At 63.3% G+C, this 16,742-nt stretch carries 11 protein-coding genes; 4 read left to right on the forward strand and 7 right to left on the reverse strand.

Annotation, left to right across the window (positions count from 1 at the left end):
- Positions 1-178: 178 nt before the first annotated feature.
- Positions 179-913: a 16S rRNA (uracil(1498)-N(3))-methyltransferase gene (locus ISP19_RS14575; protein WP_204683135.1), complete on the forward strand. Its 735-nt coding sequence runs from the start codon at positions 179-181 to the stop codon at positions 911-913.
- Positions 914-1,024: 111 nt separating this feature from the next.
- Here the strand turns inward: ISP19_RS14575 and ISP19_RS14580 are convergent, their stop codons facing one another.
- The 7 genes from ISP19_RS14580 to pilG form a co-directional block, all read right to left on the reverse strand.
- On the reverse strand, positions 1,025-1,501 hold the full coding sequence (locus tag ISP19_RS14580; protein ID WP_204683136.1) for a chemotaxis protein CheW: 477 nt from the start codon (positions 1,499-1,501) through the stop codon (positions 1,025-1,027).
- A complete protein-coding gene (locus tag ISP19_RS14585) occupies positions 1,498-3,174 on the reverse strand; it encodes a chemotaxis protein CheB (RefSeq protein WP_204683137.1) in 1,677 nt (558 codons plus the stop codon). The genes ISP19_RS14580 and ISP19_RS14585 overlap by 4 nt, the downstream gene beginning before the upstream one ends.
- Positions 3,167-9,262, reverse strand: a complete 6,096-nt coding sequence (locus ISP19_RS14590) for an Hpt domain-containing protein (protein ID WP_204683138.1) — start codon at positions 9,260-9,262, stop codon at positions 3,167-3,169. The genes ISP19_RS14585 and ISP19_RS14590 overlap by 8 nt, the downstream gene beginning before the upstream one ends.
- An 86-nt stretch (positions 9,263-9,348) precedes the next feature.
- Positions 9,349-11,382 (reverse strand): methyl-accepting chemotaxis protein, encoded by a 2,034-nt coding sequence (locus tag ISP19_RS14595; RefSeq protein ID WP_204683139.1) that lies wholly within the window; start codon positions 11,380-11,382, stop codon positions 9,349-9,351.
- Between the two features lie 108 nt (positions 11,383-11,490).
- Positions 11,491-12,036 carry a chemotaxis protein CheW gene (locus ISP19_RS14600; RefSeq protein WP_204683140.1) on the reverse strand — a complete coding sequence of 182 codons (546 nt, stop codon included), beginning with the start codon at positions 12,034-12,036 and terminating at the stop codon, positions 11,491-11,493.
- Between the two features lie 7 nt (positions 12,037-12,043).
- Positions 12,044-12,415 carry a response regulator gene (locus ISP19_RS14605; RefSeq protein ID WP_192555414.1) on the reverse strand — a complete coding sequence of 124 codons (372 nt, stop codon included), beginning with the start codon at positions 12,413-12,415 and terminating at the stop codon, positions 12,044-12,046.
- 32 nt (positions 12,416-12,447) lie between these two features.
- Positions 12,448-12,804 (reverse strand): twitching motility response regulator PilG, encoded by a 357-nt coding sequence (gene pilG / locus ISP19_RS14610; protein WP_204683354.1) that lies wholly within the window; start codon positions 12,802-12,804, stop codon positions 12,448-12,450.
- A 557-nt stretch (positions 12,805-13,361) separates the two neighbouring features.
- On the opposite strand from pilG, the gene gshB reads away from it, so the two are divergent.
- From gshB to ISP19_RS14625, 3 genes are all read left to right on the forward strand, one after another.
- On the forward strand, positions 13,362-14,324 hold the full coding sequence (gene gshB / locus ISP19_RS14615; protein ID WP_204683141.1) for a glutathione synthase: 963 nt from the start codon (positions 13,362-13,364) through the stop codon (positions 14,322-14,324).
- A 259-nt stretch (positions 14,325-14,583) separates the two neighbouring features.
- The gene (locus ISP19_RS14620) at positions 14,584-15,609 is read left to right on the forward strand and encodes a hypothetical protein (protein WP_204683142.1); all 1,026 of its coding nucleotides are present in this window, start codon (positions 14,584-14,586) and stop codon (positions 15,607-15,609) included.
- Between the two features lie 258 nt (positions 15,610-15,867).
- Positions 15,868-16,728 (forward strand): energy transducer TonB, encoded by an 861-nt coding sequence (locus ISP19_RS14625; RefSeq protein ID WP_204683143.1) that lies wholly within the window; start codon positions 15,868-15,870, stop codon positions 16,726-16,728.
- The last annotated feature ends 14 nt before the right edge of the window (positions 16,729-16,742 follow it).

A 16,742-nucleotide genomic window follows, 5' to 3' on the forward strand; every position in this document is an offset into this window, starting at 1 on the left:
TAACCTCCTGCTCGCCAGACGGGGAAAAGCGAGTCTGTATCGGTCACTCGCCATGCTGATACGGCGCCACGACGCCTGCAAGGGCTAGCGATAAAGACGGCCATTCATATTCAGATGAATGAACAGCCGGACACGGCAGGTTGTATGCTGGATGGTCTATCTGATATCTCGAATCCGTATGCGCAGCACCCGCATCCACGTCGATCAACCGCTGTCCCTGGCCGCCGAACTGGCGTTGCCGCTGCAGGCCGCTGAACATGTGGTACGCGTGCTGCGCATGAATGCGGGCGACATGCTCACCCTCTTCAACGGCGACGGCTACGACTATGCCGCGACCTTGATTTCCGTGGGCAAGCGCGATGTTACGGTGCGCATTGAGGATCGCGAGCAGATCGACAACGAATCGCCACTTCCACTCGCCTTGGTGCAGGGCGTGGCGCGCGGCGAAAAAATGGATCTGATCGTGCAGAAGGCGACCGAACTGGGCGTTGCCCGTATCGTGCCACTGTTTACCGAACGTTCCGAGGTAAAGCTCGATGCATCGCGTGCCGAGAAACGCCTGCTGCATTGGCGCGCGGTGGCCGCGAGCGCGTGTGAGCAGAGTGGCCGCGTACGAATTCCCGAAGTATTGCCGGCGCAGACGTTACAGGAATGGCTGAAGACGCTGGTCGATGACGGTGCCCTGCGTCTGGCCTTGCTGCCTGAAGGCACATTGCGGGCGCGCGAACTACGCTTTGGCGGCGCCGGTGGATGGCTGGTCGTGGGACCGGAAGGTGGACTGGGCGACCGCGATGTGGCGACCTTGCAGGAGGCTGGTTTTCAAGGCTTGCGCCTGGGGCCGCGGATTTTGCGTACGGAAACGGCGGGACTGGCCGCGCTGGCGGCGTTGCAGGCACTCCACGGCGACTTCTAACACGCTGCGTAGGTTGGGTTAGCGCAGCGTAACCCAACGGAATTCTATCGAAGCGACAAACATCGTTGGGTTACGCTGCGCTAACCCAACCTACGGATTGCGCCGACGGCTTTAGCTCGCCTGCTGCAGCAACTCGTAAACTTCGCTTTCGATCCCTTCCAGATCCGGAATCATCGCCACGTCGTCACGCACCAGCACTTGCGCCTTCACGCCACGCGGCAGCGGCTTGCCGTCGTGGGTGGGAATGATCAGCTCGGCGTTGAGCGTGGTCAGGCGCGGAAAGCCCTGGGTCAGGACTGCTACAAACGGCTGCTCTGCATTACCGCCGAGCGCCTTGAGCACGGCGACGCGCATGCTGAGCTCGGTATCGCCTTCCTCAGCGCCGGCCAGCTTGGTGAACGAAACCAGCGGCACGCGCCAGCCACGCCACGAGATGCGGCCGAGCAGCCACTCCGGCGCGCCGGCAACCGGTTCGGGCGTCGTAAGGGTGATGACTTCCGCCACGGTGGCGTTAGGCAGCAGCAGACGCAGATTGCCGACTGGCACCAGCACGCAGCGGATTTCACGGGGTAGTGGCTGTTCGCTCATCGGAAGTCCTCCACCAGGCGCACCGCGAGCTCTTGCGGCGAGCCGGAAAAGCTGGCCAGACGCTCGGCCAGCACACCATTGACCATATCGCTGAAGCGGTCGCTGCCGGACGACTCGACCCAGACCTGTCCACCGCGATCATGAATGGCCTGTGCGCCGGCCACCGCGTCAGTGGCATTGCCGGCAAACACGATCGCCAGCGCATTGCGGCCAAACACATTCGCGGCCATCGTGAAGCTGCTGTCGATGGACGGCGACTGTTCACTGAGCTCCTCGTCCACCGCACTGAGTTCCACGCGGCCATCGCGCAATACACGCACCTGCTGTCCGCGCGGCACCACCAGCACTTCGCCAACACGGGCACGCGAGCCTGCTGCTGCGACCTTGACCGGCAGCGCGCTTCGCGCTGCCAGCGATTGCGCCAGCTCTTCGGCCGACTGCTTGTTCTGGTGCTGGGTCAACAGGATCGGCAACTTGATGTCACCCGGCAAACCGGTCAGAAACGCCAACAGCGATGTCTGGCTGTCGTGTGCCGCGCCGAGCACCAGCAGGCGCGCCAAAGCCGTGTCCAGCTCATGCAGGTGCGACTCGTAAACTTCGTAATCCTCTTTGGGTGCAACCGCTTCCTCCATCGACACGAGTTCCAGGCTCATGCCTGGTTCGATCGGCAGCTCATGTTCTTCAACATGCTCTGCATCAGGTGCGAGGAAATCGGCAGCGCTGACCTTCTCGACGCCGAAGGCGTGATCGCCCTCGGCAGCCGCGGCGGCCGCCGGGTTCTCTTCTTCCACAAAACCCCATTCCGGCGCAGTCGGCGCGGGAGTCTGCTGGGCAAGCGTCGCTCGCTCGATCACCGGCGGCTTGAACTCCTCGTCGACGTCGGCGAGGGAAAGATGATCGAGGTTGATATGGAAAGCCGGCGACTGCGCAGGCGCGATCGCCTCAGGTTCCACGACCTCCGGCTCGGCCACGGCCGCCTGTCCGGCAGAGGCTTCGTGTGCTGTGTCGTCCTGCCAGTGGAAGTCGCCGTCGTGCAGCGGCGGCAGTTCCTCTTCTGTGCTGTACTTCAGGCCCGCGCCGAATTCGCTTTCGGCCTCGCCGGTCGTTTCATCCGAAGCAAGCAAGGCTTCCAGTTCGGCCGCCAGGGTTTCCGAATCCGGTGCGGATTCGTCATGCACCAGCGGCAGTTCCTCGGTTGCATCGGCAGACACTGATGGGTTGCTGGCAGCGGGGTCGTCCGCATCAACAGACTCGGTGTACGGCACTGGTGTTTCGTCATCGATCGGTGCGGCAGCCGGCGCCTCGACCTCGCGCGCATTGTCGGGACGCGGCGGATCGATGATGTTGCTATCGAGCGTCTTGGCTGCCAGATGACGTGCCCAGCGGGCACGATCCCAGCCCTCGAGGCTACGGCTGGCCTGGGCGTCGTTGAACACAACCGGCACGTCGCCGGATTCGACCAGGCTGTAGATGCGATCAAGCGTGGCGTCGTCCACGGCATCGTCGAGGTTGACCACCAGCACATCCACGCCAGCCTGGCGCAGTTTCGCTTCATCGAAACTGCTTAGCGGACCTTCGTGTACGATCTGCGCACCATGCTCGGAGAGCGCGGTGCGCAGGTGACTACCTAGATCAGCATCGTCGAAAAACAGCGCGATGCGCTTATCAGTCATTCACCGGCTCCCGCGCGTGCTGCTCAAGTACTTCAGTGATCTGCGCCAGCAATTCGGCTTCCTGATACGGCTTGCCGAGGTAGCGCTCGACGCCGATGTCGAACGCGCGCTGACGATGCTTTTCGCCGGTACGCGAGGTGATCATGATGATCGGCACGCCGCGGAAGCGCGGATCGGCCTTCATCTGGGTGGCCAACTCGAAGCCGTCCATGCGTGGCATTTCGATGTCGAGCAGCATCAGGTCGGGCACGCGCTCATGCAGTTTCTCGATGGCGTCGAGGCCGTCCTTCGCGGTTTCCACCTCGTATTCGTGACGCTCCAGCACGCGGCCGGTGACCTTGCGCATGGTGATCGAATCGTCCACCACCATCACCAGCGGTCGGGTGCGCACATCCTCGACGACCGGCGCCGTGGTTGCATGCTCCAAGCCTTCCGCCAGTCGCTGTTCGCGGCGGCTGAGACCATGACGCACCAGCGGGGCCAGATCCAGAATCACCAGCACCGAGCCATCGCCCATGATGGTGGCGCCGAGAATGCCCGGTACCGAGCTCACCTGCGGGCCCACCGACTTCACCACGATTTCGCGTGAGCCGATCACCGCGTCGATACGGATCGCAGCACGCAATTCGCCGGAGCGGGTCAGCAGCAGCGGCAATTGTTCTTCGTCGCCGACATGGCCGGCCACCAGGCCCAACAAGCCGGCCAGGTCGTGGATGCCGTAGTCCTCGCCGTTGTATTCGAACTGCGGATTGTCGTCCGCCATGCGTTGCGCCAGTTCATCCGGACTGATGCGCGCCACACCTTGCACCGAGGTCATCGGGATGGCGAAGGTGGATTCGCCGACGCGCACCATGATCGCCTGCGTCACCGCGAGGGTGAACGGCAGACGCAGCACGAAGGTGGTGCCTTCGCCCTGACGCGATTCGATGGCCAGCGAGCCGCCGAGCTGCTTGATCTCGTTGGCCACCACGTCCATGCCCACGCCGCGGCCGGCGAGCTGGGTCACGGTGCTCGCGGTGGAGAAACCGGTCTGGGTGATCAGCGCCAGCAACTGGTCGTCGCTGAGACGGGTTTCCGAGCGCACCAGGCCGCGTTCGATCGCGCGGTTGCGGATTGCCTCGCGGTCCAGACCACGGCCGTCATCGCTCACGCGCACCACCACCTCGGTGGCTTCGCGGGCCACGCGGATGCGTACGGCGCCCTCTTCGGGCTTCTTGAACTTGCGACGATCTTCCGGCGACTCGATACCGTGCGCCACGGCGTTACGCAGCATGTGCTCGAACGGTGCCTTGATGCGATCGAGCAGGTTGCGGTCCATTTCGCCGTGCGCGCCTTCTACATACAGCTGGGCGCTCTTGCCTTCTTCCTGGGCGGCCTGGCGCAGTGTGCGGCGCAGGTTCGGCACCATGGTGTCGAACGGCAGCATGCGTGTACGCAGCAAACCTTCCTGCAATTCCGAACTGACGCGCGACTGCTGGATCAGCAGCGTTTCCGCCTGACGGGTGAGTTCGTCCAGCATGTTCTGGATCGACACCAAGTCCGATACCGATTCGGCCAGCGCACGCGAGTACTGCTGCAACTGGGAGAAACGGTCCAGTTCGAGCGGATCGAACACGCCGATGCCGGCTTCGCGGTGTTCGCGCTGGAAGCGCGCGATGATCTGCGCTTCGGTTTCGATTTCCAGCATGCGCAGCTGGCCGCGCAGACGCGACACGGTCTGCTCCAGTTCGACCAGGTTGAAGCGGTAGGCCGAAACCTGCTGCTCCAGACGCGAACGGTAGATGGCCACCTCGCCGGCGTTGTTGACGAGGCTGTCGAGCAGATCGGCGCGGACGCGGATCTGTTCCTGCGCAACACGCGCGGTTTCTTCCTGCAGCGGTTCTTCGGCCGGCAGCAGCGCAGGCAAATCCAGCTCCGACAAGGGCTGCGGCGCGGGGGCTGGGGCAGCGACGGGCTCTTCTTGCAAGGGCGCTTCAGCGACGGCTTCCTGCGGCGACGGCTCGACCGCGGCCACACCGCCCTGCAGCAGCTCGATCATCGCCTGCGGATAGGCGATGGCCTTGCCCTGCGACACGCGCTGCACGAGACCGTGCATCTGGTCGAAAGCAGCCTCGAGCGTGGCGATCAGCGGGCCGGTGCGTTGCGGATCGATGTTGTGCGAACGCTCCAGCATGCTTTCAATCGCATGGCTGAGATCGCCCACCGGCGTCACGCCGGCGATACGCGCGCCGCCCTTGAGCGTATGCAGCGCACGCAGCAGACCGTTCATGTGCACGACTTCGGTCGGCTCGGCATGCCACTTGGCCAGCACCCCGTCGGCGTCATCGAGAATTTCGCGCGCTTCTTCGCTGAAGATCTCCAACAGGTCGGGATCGATATGGCTGAAGTTCATCAGCTCGCCAACCGGCACCGCTTCCACAACCTCATGCGGAACATCGGCCGCGGCGGCAGGCTCAGCCGCATGTGCCGTTTCAGGCTCGGCAAGCGGTTCGGCTCGGTGCTGGACTTCTGCTACCGGTTCCTCAATCTCAGGCTCGATGTACGGCGCTTCTTCAAGCTCGGCTTCTTCCAGCGCAGGCGTCTCGTCGGCCGGCGCATGGATGGTGGATTCCTCGACCGGCTCGTCGTTCGCTGCGACGTGCTCCATATCGAAGTGATGCTCGGCCGGCGCGGCCACGTCCTCAGCCGGAACCGATGTCGCGGCTTGCTCTGGCTCCAGCGCTTCGAGGCTGGCGAGCAAGGCGGCGAAATCGTCTTCTTCGGTGCTGGTGCCGGGCTCGCGATGCGCGAGTGGCTCGACGGTTTCTTCCTCGGCCATCTCGGCCGTTTCCGCCACGTCGTCCGGCTCGTGCTCGGCAAGCGCCGCCAGCAGTTCGGCTTCGTCGTGAGCGTCGGCGGGCTGTTCGTCATGCACCGTCGATGGCGCTTGCTCTTCGACGGGAGGAGCGAAGGTGAGGTGCTCGACGTGTTCCTCATGATGTTCGGCGCTGAGCAGTTGATCGAAGGCCAAATGCTCGGGCAGCTCGGCTTCGTGCGCTTCCGGCACCACCGATGATGGCTCGGCCGGACGCGACTCGAACACCACATGCGCCATCTGCGGCTCGGGCTGATGATCGCGCAGTTGTTCCAGGCGGGCGATAAGTGCCGAAGCATCCGGTAACTGCGGATGCGGCGCGTCGAATTGCGCCATCACCTCGTCCACCACGTCGGCGCTTTGGCGAAGCAGACGCACGCCTTCGGTCGAAAGCGGCTGACCGGCAGCGCGCAGGCGCTTGAGCAAGCTTTCCAGTGGCGACAGCAAATGCATCAGCAATGGAATCTCGACCATCGCAATGGCGCCATGCAGGGTGTGCACGGCACGCAGCAGTCCGTCGTCGACCGGCAGCTCGCCGTCGGCGAAATCGGCCGTGTTGCGAATGATCTGCAGATACTGCGCCACTTCGCTGCGCAGAATTTCCAGCAGCACTGGATCGACCGGCGGCAATACCGGCTCGTGGATCGGTTCGACAAACGCGGGTGCCTGAGCTTCCTCGACCGGCTGAGAAGCGGCCACGGACTGTTCGGTATGCGTAGCGACCGGAACGGCATCGGCGACCGCGTCCACACGCGGTACGCGACGGCGCACCACACGACGCACGGTCTGCGTGCCACCGCTCACGGCAAACTGTTCGACGCTGGCGTGCTCGCCAGCCGCCAGCTGATCGGCAGTCTGCATGATGGCGCTGAGCGGCGCCGTCGGCACGACGCCATCTCTCAGCATCGCCAGCAGTTGCGGCAACGCATCGATGGCGCGACCGACCAGCGCCTGTACGCCATCGTGCGGCTGGACGGTGCCGTCGAGCACACGGTTGAGCATGTTCTCCACGCGCCAGGCGAATTCACCGAGCACACTGGCGCCAACCAGGCGGCCGGAGCCCTTCAGCGTGTGGAACGAACGGCGGATCGGCGTCAGCTCGGTGAGCTGGGCCGGATCGGCCATCCAGCTGTGCAGGCCATGCTGCAAGTTGTTGATCTCTTCCTGCATTTCCTCCAGGAAGATCTCGCGGATGTCGTCGTCGATGCCTTCGGTGCTGGCCTGGAAGCCCGCCGTTGGAGCCAGCGGATCGGCGCTGGCGACCTGCTCTTCGATTTCTTCCTCGATCTCGATCCAGTCTTCGTCGGCTTCCGCCGCCGATGGATGCGAGCGTGTTTCGGTTTCGACCAGATGCAGGCCGGTGATGTCGTGTGCGACCGGCGCCGGTGTTTCGCTGCTGCCGATAAACAGCTCGCTGGCGTCCTCGCCGTGCACCAGGCTGACCGGCTCGTTCAAGGCCGGCGCTGGTGCTTCGGCGTGCGGAGCCTGCACTTCTGCGATCGGCTCCGGCATGGCCTTGGCCAGCGGCGGCGGCCAGTAGCCGAGTCCACCGAGGCTGTGCTCGGCGACGTCCAGAATGTGTTCCAGCCCGCCACGATGTTCGCGGGCGGCTTCGAGGTAGTACTCAAGTGCAGCCAGCGCATCGGCAAGCTGGTCCATTTGCGCGCTGCTGGGCACGCGCTGGTCCACGCACAGCTCATTGCCGATGAAACGGCCTACGCCTTCGGCAATCTGCGCCGGACGCGGCGAAGAAAGCATGCGCATGGCGCCTGCGACTTCATCCATCAGCGCCGGCATGCCGTTCAGTTCCCCGTGCTGCCAGCCGGATTCCACGAAGGCGACGATGCCGCCCTTCACCTTGCCGGTGTTGGCCACGGCTTCGTTCATCAGCGTGGCGAGAATATGCCGCGCCTCGCTGCGCGGCAGCATGGCGGGCGAATGCGACTCCTCGGCCGGCGCGTTGTCCGCGCCCAGGCTTTCGATGTGGTCGTCCAGCGAAGCTTCGACATAAAGCAGCGCACCGGCCACGTCGAGCAGCGACTCTTCGTCAGGGCTGCGCATCCGGTTGGCGACTTCTTCCAGCACGCGGCGCTGTTCGTTGATCACGCGGCGCGGCACGTTGAGCGCCAGCATGCCGAGCGTATCGCCGACCCGTTCGAGCACCTCGGCCTGCGCGCCGAGCTGAGCCGGATCGGCATCGGGCTGGCGCAGGAACAGGTCCAGCGCTTCCTTCACGCGCAGCAGGTCGTCTTTCAGCGCGCGCGCGACCGAGTCGAGCAACGCACGGTTGTGACCGGCCATCGAGCCGCGCGCATGTTCCAGTTCGGTCGCGTCAGGCACCAGACCGTCAAGGTTGTAGGTCTGTGCAAGCTGCGCCATCTGCGCAGTGCGCTGCTTGGATTGCGCGACGATGTAGAGCAGCTTGCGTGCCAGATCGTCGGCGTCACCGCCTTGCAGGCTTTCCTCGCCATGGTCGATCAACGAACGGATGCTGCGATCGACACGGCCGATCAATTGACGCACTTCAGCGGCATGGTTCTTCAGCATGCCGTGATCGAGACCTTCCAGGATGCCGGCCGCAATCCACCACAGGCGGCGACCGGGGACGGTCACGCAACGCGCGGTGATCGCGGTCAGCGTCTTGCGCATCGCGGCCAGCTGATGCTGTGCGCCCTGGCCACGGAACCAGGCCAGCATCTGCTGCTGGAAGCGCAGGCGCAGCTCGCCGATTTCAGCCTTGTTGCGCGCCGCGTCGGCAGCGTTGGCCGGCGCGGGAGCCTGCGGCGGCAGCGGCGCTTCGAGATTGGGCGTGAACAATGCCGATTCGCTCAGCGCATCCTGCTCGCGGCTGGCGCGCAGTTCGTTGAGCAGCGGCAGCAGCACCACCGGCACGTCGCGGTGACCGCTGGAAAGACGCTCCAGGTAGTCAGGCAGCTGCATCAGGCCACGCATCAGCGCGGCATAGGCGTCCTCGCGATTGCGTACATGGTCTTCGAGCAGCGAGATGGCGAGTGTTTCCATCTCTTCGGCGACCATCGCCGCGCCATACAGCTCCACCATGCGCAAGGTCCCCTGCACCAGGTGCAGGTTGTCCGCGCAGGAGCGCATGGCCTCGCGTTCGCCGGGGTTGTCCACATAGGACTCAAGCGCCTGGCGCGCGAGCGACAGCGTCTCGTCAAGCTCAGGCTTGACCCACTGCAGGGTTGTGAAATCGATATGATCTTGAAGTCTCATGCGCCCCCCTCAGCGGCTGCGTTCCTAGCGCATCACGCAACCGTCGAGGTTGCCCTCATAGTGTGTGGACCGATGCCAACCCGTAATTAACCCGGCAACTTGAAGTGCGCCACCGAACGGCGCAGATCGCTTGCCAACTGTGCCAGGTAACCAATCGATTCCGCCGTCTGGCTTGCGCCCTGCGACGTCTGCGAGGTGATTTCCTGAATTGCGTTCATGGATTGCGAAATATCCGTCGCCGCGATGGATTGCTGGCGAGCGGCGGTGGAGATGTTTTGAATCAGTGCGGACAGGTCGTGCGAAACGCGTTCAATGTCGCCCAGTGCGCTACCGGCGTCTTCCGCCTTGCGCGCACCGGCTACCACTTCGGCGGTGGTCTGTTCCATCGAGTTCACTGCTTCGTTGGTGTCGGACTGAATCGTCTGCACCAGCGTTTCAATTCGCTTCGTGGCGCTCGCCGAGCGTTCCGCGAGGCGCTGCACTTCGTCCGCCACCACCGCGAAACCGCGACCCGCCTCACCAGCTGATGCCGCCTGGATGGCGGCGTTCAAGGCGAGGATGTTGGTCTGCTCGGCAATGTCGTTAATCAGTTCCACGATCGAACCGATTTCCTGGGACGATTCGCCCAGACGCTTAATGCGCTTGGACGTTTCCTGGATCTGGTCACGGATCGAGTCCATGCCGGAAATCGTTTCGCGCACCACTTCCGCGCCGTGCGAAGCGATTTGCACCGAGCGTTCGGCCACATCGGCCGATTCGGCGGAGTTCTTCGACACATTGTCCATGGAGCTGGCGATCTGGTTGATCGCGGTGGTGGCGCTGCTGATGCGGTGCGCCTGGTTCTGCGCAGCATCGGCCAGGTGGCGCGCGGTGGTCTGCGTTTCCTGCGCCGAGGACGACACCTGCTCGGAGGTTTCGTTAATCGTCGTCACCAGGGTGCGCAACTCGTCGATGGCGTAGTTCACCGAGTCGGCGATCGCGCCCGTGATGTCTTCGGACACGGTGGTCTTCACCGTCAGGTCACCTTCGGCGAGCGAACCCATTTCGTCCAGCAGGCGCATGATCGCCTCCTGGTTACGCTGGTTGAGCTCGGTACTCTCCTGGAACCGGCGGCGCTGGTCACGCACCAACTGCCACACCAGCACGATGGCGAACAGCACCGCGCCAACCGCGCCGATCACGCCCCAGCCGATGTTGGGAAACAGACGGCGCAGCGGCAGCTGGCCGATCTGATCGGCAACGTCGTTTGCGCGCAAAAGTACGTTGGATGAATCGAGCGAGGCCTGGTTGCCGGCGCTCTTCACTTCGGCGATGTTGCTGGCAGCGGCCACCAGCTTGGAAACCGGTTCGCTCAGCTTGCCCCAATCGCCCTGCATCTGGTCCAGGATCTTGCGCGCGTTCGCGTCGCCGATCTGCTGCACACCGATGCCCTGATTGCCTTGCAGCAGGCCGTTCAGCACTTCGCCGTAGCTCTGCGCGTCGCGCGAGAGGCCGTCGGCAGATGCCTGTTCGGACTCACCACCCTGCAGCACTTCCTGCACGCGGCGGATGATACGGTCGGCCAGCACCATCTGGCGCGAGGCGCCGAGCATTTCATCCGCGCTGGTGCCTTTGCGCTGCTGCAGGATGTTGACCACCTGCTCCATGTTGGAGTTGAGCAAGGGCAACTGCTTGGAGAGGTCGTCGGCGCGCTGGGAGGAATCGAGCACCGCCGCCTTGTTGGACAGGATCTTGCCGATATCGCCGTCAAGCGATTTCCACGCGTCGGCCAGCTTGCTCACCGAACGTCCAGTGGGCGTGGCGTTCTTGTCGGCATAAGGCTTCATGCCGGTCTTGACGTCGCCGTTGACCAGGCGCTGCACGGCGGAGTCGATCGTGTCGCGCGCGTTTTCGAGCTCCGCGAACGAATCGGCGTTACCGCCGGATGCCTCCAGCGCGTACTTGGCCGTCTGCTGCGAAAGCACTTGGATCTGCGTGGTCAACGCGATCGCCTGGCGATCTTCGCCGTTCTTGAGGTTGAGTAGTACGAAGTCGATGGCCGCGAAGCCGATCGAAACCACCAGCAAGACGATCAGGATGGTGTATCCCCGTTCCTTGCCGACGCCCCCTGTAGTGCTCATGTCTTCACCTCATCCGTTACTGCACACCGGCCAGCCGTCCGCCGGTTGAAAAATCCGGAGCCCACGCTCCTCATCCGGCCGCACCAGGCACCGGTCCTCCGCACCTTGTCAGGCTGCGGCCTGGCGAAAATCAGGAGCACGCACCAGTCTGCCCATGCTGAACATCGCCAGCCGCTGCCCGTCGACGTCCACGCGATCGTCGACGAAGCGCGCCAGGCGCGGATCGTCTTCCGGCTCCGCGCCACGACGCTGTTCCATATCCACCGTACGCTGACCGAATACTTCGTCCACCATCAGCGCCACGTTGCCGTTGCCCTGGCGCACCACCAGCAAACGCGTACGTTCGGAGTGCAGCGTGCGCTCGCTGAACAGGAAGCGCGCCAGATCAATGACCGGCATCAGGTTGCCGCGCACGTTCGCCACGCCGAGCAGCCATGGCTTGGTGCCCGGCACCGGCGTCAGCGTCGGCACCGCCAGCAGTTCGTTGATCTCTTCAATACCACTCACAAACAGATGGCTGCCTGCGCGATAACCGATACCGCGCCACAGGCCCGGCGCCTCGAAGCGCTCCTGCGTAGCGGACGCATGCGCCAGCGACAGCCGCTCGTAGCGGGCGAGGATTTCGAACGGTGACTGGGCGACGGCTGCGTTCATGGTCACCTCAGGCCGCTTTGGGCAGCAGCTCGTCGATGCAAGCCAGCAGTTCCTTCTCGTTCACCGGTTTGGTGATGAAGGCCTTGGCGCCCTGACGCATACCCCACACCCGGTCGGTTTCCATCGACTTGGTGGTGATGATCACAATCGGCACACCAGCGGTTTCCGGGTCGCGCGTCAAGGTGCGCGTGGCCTGGAAACCGTTCATGCCAGGCATGATGACGTCCATGATGACCAGGTCGGGTCGCGTGACGCGCACGCGCTCGATGCCGTCCTCGGCGTTGTTGACGGCATCGACCCGATGGCCGGCGCGCTCGAGCAGCGTGGTGAACACGCGCACGTCGGTCGGCGAATCGTCGATGATCAGAATATTGGCCACAGCTCCCCCTTTAGAGCTTGTCTTCACTGGCTTCAAACCGAGGTGACATGGCGGTGGATGGCACCCAGCAGTTCATCGCGTGTGAACGGCTTGGTGAGATATTGCTCGGCGCCGACGATGCGGCCGCGGGCCTTGTCGAACAGGCCGTCCTTCGAGCTCAGCATGATCACCGGCGTCGCTCGAAATTGCGGATTGTTCTTTATCAGCGCGCAGGTCTGATAGCCGTCGAGTCGCGGCATCATGATGTCCACGAAAATGATCGACGGTTTCTGGTCGGAAATCTTGGCCAGCGCTTCGAAGCCGTCGACGGCGGTAAGCACGTCGCAGCCTTCTTTCTTCAGCAAGGTTTCCGCCGTGCGGCGGATGGTCTTGGAGTCATCAATAACCATGACCTTCAGACCGGCCAAGCCGTTCGTACCTACATTCAAGTTCACTTAACCCCCCTGTGGCCTGCCCCAGGCTCAGGTACGACACCCGGTGCACGGCCAAGGGCCGCCACCTGATGCAGATGAAAAATCCTGCAGAACATTCAATACACGCCTGATCTTCGTCAGGGCGCTCCGTCGTTGCTGTTTACTGCCTGCACGGCCTTCCGTCAAGGAAAAATCGCTTACAGCAGCCGACCTTAGCGCCCACCCCTCTAGTTTCCTCGATCTTCTTAAACGTGATTTTGATCACCGTCAAATCTCAGGCCACGCAGGGAACGTGCCGCGCCCCTGCCTGGCCGCCCGGGTTCTACACCCCCTAACCCGCATGCATAAATCCTGCCTAGCGGTCGCCGGGATGATAGCCGGGCATCGCAACCGCCTCAAAAAGTCATCTGCACACCGACGAGCCCGGCAAGCCGGTCGTGCGAACCAGCCCCGGCGGACAAGCCGCCGCCTTGCCGTATACGGACCACCTCGGCGACCATGCACACCCCTTCCCCCTGGTTGCCGGAATTCCCATGCCCCGCTCGGTCGCCGTGCTGATGGACCCCATCGGCGCCATCAAGATCGCCAAAGACACCACCTTCGCCATGCTGCTGGAGGGCAGTCGCCGCGGCCACCGCCTCTACTACATGGAACAGGGCGACTTGGCCCTGCGCGACGGCACCCCATGGGCCCGTCTGCGCCCGCTGTCCGTCAAGGACGACCCGGCCGGCTGGTTCACCTTGGGCGAGGCCGTGTGGACTGACCTGCGCACCCTGGACATCGTGCTGATGCGCAAGGATCCGCCGGTCGACGCCCAGTTCATCTACGACACCATGGTGCTGGAAGCCGCGCAGCGGGCCGGCGTGCAGGTCATCAACGACCCGCAGGCCCTGCGCGATTGCAATGAAAAACTGTTCGCCACCCAGTTCCCGCAGTGCATGGCTCCGACCCTGGTGGCACGCGACCCGGCCGAACTGCGCAAGTTTGTCGCCGAGCATGGTGACGCTGTGCTCAAGCCGCTGGACGGCATGGGCGGGCGCGGGATCTTCCGCGTCAAGGCCGGCGACAAAAACCTCAACTCCATGCTGGAGACACTGATCGGCGGCGACGCGCACGGCGAAGGCCGTCAGCTCGCCATCGCCCAGAAATTCATCCCGCAGATCAGCGCGGGCGACAAGCGCATCCTGCTGATCGATGGCGAACCGGTGCCCTACGCGCTGGCGCGCATCCCGCAGGGTGACGAATTCCGCGGCAACCTCGCCGCCGGCGGACGCGGCGAAGGCGTGCCGCTGAGCGATCGTGACCGTTGGATCGCCGCTGAAGTCGCCCCCGACCTGCGTCGCCGGGGGCTACGCTTTGTCGGCCTGGACGTGATCGGCGATTACCTGACCGAGATCAACGTCACATCACCAACTTGCGTGCGCGAACTCGACAAACAGTTCGGACTCAACATCGCGGGCTTGCTGTTCGACGCCATCGAAGCCGGAGCGCATTGAGGGCTACGAACCCCATGAGGGCTGCATAGGCGAAACGCAGCTGAAATCAACGCCCCACAAGCATGGTGGGGCCATCGGCAACACCCTGCAAATAGGCACCCTCGCAAGCGTCGCAACGACAAAACTCTTGGTGCCTCTACAAAGCCATACCACCTGCAACAACTCAGTCTTTCAACAATGAAGCGGTGAGGTGGCATCACCCAGCTTCAACCCAGTCTGTTGCCCCTCGCCTACCCATCTCCATATCGGGAAAGCCTGGATGCGCCTCATAGACAATTACGCCCCTTTCATCTCAAACACCGCCACCCATCTGGGCGACGATCCAGATAGCGCTGTATCGACAGGCCGCAGCACAGCCCAACCACTCCCCGTTCAACCCATCGCGGCAAGCGATGTGCCATGGGCCACAAATCGTTCCGGCTTTTCGACCAAACCACCCAGGATGCCCCTGCCGCACCCGCCCAGCGCACGGCAAGCTGAGACGCACGAAACTCCCACTCGCGCCGAAATGCGCAATACGGCATTCCTGAAACTCAACAACGCATCCGTCAATTTGCACACAGGCATCACCCAACTGCAGATAGCCAGCCGAAGCTTTTCGTCCCAAAAATATCTTGATGGCCTGCATGCGACGATTGGCGGCCTGGGCAAGGTGATCAATGCAGGCGGGGAGACACTGTCCGGTGCCGCCGACCTGACCAAGCTACAAGGCAACACATCCCTTGGACTGCTGCTTGAACACGGAGCCAATTATTTAAATTCGGCCGGCACTCCGCTGAAAGCTTTCGGGGCTGTCCTTAAAGATCTGGACACGGCCGTGCAAGCTTTCTCTGACCCGACCCAGACGCCCAAAGAAAAAGACCTGGCTTTCAAGCGAGCATTGAGCACCATCATCCGTGAAACGGGCGATACCGTTACAACGGTAAACGAAACCGCTGGCGGCGCGAGCAAATTCGTCGCCGCACTTGGCACCACCTTGGCGACCACCGGCAATATAGGCAGTGGCATAACCATGATCCGCCGGAACGCCAGCGACATCACCACCGCTCTCCACGAACAAGATGTTGGCCATGCTGCCGTTGCCGGCACCGGCACACTCGCCGGAGCCTCCTTTCTTGGGGGCGGGCTAGCACAAGCGATAGGAAAAGCACTCCAGTTAGCGGGATATGCCGAGCTTGGCGAACGCGTTTATAGCCGCGGCGAATACATCGCCAACTATGGAGAAAAATTCGAAGCCTTCCAGGAGTTGCTGGAACCCATGCGGGATGATGCACGCAAGATATAAACGGATTTGGGGCATTTCATTCCGGCAAGCAGGGTCGAAGCCACCACCGACCCGCCGATTGCAAAGCCTCGCACGCACCTTGACAAAATACGGTGGCAGGACAACGGCCGCGACCCGTGCGCCACGAATTCCGCCCAGTGCAGAGCGGTACGCAGACAGCCCCCGCCCAACGTGTTGAAATACGCGCGATGCGTGATACCGGACCTCCTTCCGGGCATCATGCCGATTCTGCGGACTTGAATTCAGAGCGTCTCAAACGTGAATGCCGTTGCCCGCCGCCCCGGCGACAACAAGATCGGGGCCACCTTTATTTTCTCGCTGCTGGTCCACGGCCTGCTGCTGTTCGGCGTTGGCGTCACGTATGTCGCTACCCGCCCCGCCCTGCCTACGCTGGATGTCACCCTGGTCAACGTCGCCAATAACGAAGCGCCCGACAAGGCCGACTTCCTCGGCCAGGCCAACAACCAGGGCGGCGGCGACAGCGACAAGGCCGCGCGTCCCTCGCAGCCCTTCACCGGATTGCTGCCCAAGCCCGATCCGGGCACCGCGCCGCAGCAGGTCGATGCCGCCACCCCGTCGCCGCAGCAGGCGACCGATCGGCGCATGCTTACCACCAGCGGCAACAGCGATTTCAGTGTCAACAGCGATACCGCCAAGAATGAACGGGATACTGCCGCCGACGCCGACGAAGCGCGAATCGAGCAGGAAGCCGCGCAGCTTGCCGCCGAGGTACGCGAACAAAGTCAGGCGTACGCCAAGCGCCCGCACAAGAAATTCATTTCCGCCAGCACCAAGGAATATGTCTACGCGGCCTACATGCGTGGCTGGGTGGACCGCATCGAGCGCGTCGGCAACCTGAATTATCCGGAGCGGGCGCGCGAGCAGCATCTGCATGGCGACGTGATTCTTACCGTTGGCCTCGATCGCGACGGCACGGTACATAGCATCGACGTCACCCGAAGCTCAGGCTACGCGGTCATCGACAAGGCCGCCGAAACGATTGTGAGACTGTGCGCGCCGTTTCCGCCCTTGCCGCCGGATAACAAGGAGAAGGTGGACATTCTCTACATCACGCGTACATGGGAGTTCCAGCCTGGGGACGTCCTGAAGACGCGGTGAGCGCTGGCCTGGCC

It is taken from the genome of Dyella flava, assembly GCF_016904955.1.
In the GTDB taxonomy this organism is placed as follows: domain Bacteria; phylum Pseudomonadota; class Gammaproteobacteria; order Xanthomonadales; family Rhodanobacteraceae; genus Dyella_B; species Dyella_B flava.

Bases quoted from the DNA above. Each gene is read 5' to 3' on its own strand.
- ISP19_RS14575 (WP_204683135.1), top strand. From the start codon at position 179: ATGCGCAGCACCCGCATCCACGTCGATCAACCGCTGTCCCTGGCCGCC.
- ISP19_RS14580 (WP_204683136.1), bottom strand. From the start codon at position 1,501: ATGAGCGAACAGCCACTACCCCGTGAAATCCGCTGCGTGCTGGTGCCA.
- ISP19_RS14585 (WP_204683137.1), bottom strand. From the start codon at position 3,174: ATGACTGATAAGCGCATCGCGCTGTTTTTCGACGATGCTGATCTAGGT.
- ISP19_RS14590 (WP_204683138.1), bottom strand. From the start codon at position 9,262: ATGAGACTTCAAGATCATATCGATTTCACAACCCTGCAGTGGGTCAAG.
- ISP19_RS14595 (WP_204683139.1), bottom strand. From the start codon at position 11,382: ATGAGCACTACAGGGGGCGTCGGCAAGGAACGGGGATACACCATCCTG.
- ISP19_RS14600 (WP_204683140.1), bottom strand. From the start codon at position 12,036: ATGAACGCAGCCGTCGCCCAGTCACCGTTCGAAATCCTCGCCCGCTAC.
- pilG (WP_204683354.1), bottom strand. From the start codon at position 12,804: ATGGTTATTGATGACTCCAAGACCATCCGCCGCACGGCGGAAACCTTG.
- gshB (WP_204683141.1), top strand. From the start codon at position 13,362: ATGCCCCGCTCGGTCGCCGTGCTGATGGACCCCATCGGCGCCATCAAG.
- ISP19_RS14620 (WP_204683142.1), top strand. From the start codon at position 14,584: ATGCGCCTCATAGACAATTACGCCCCTTTCATCTCAAACACCGCCACC.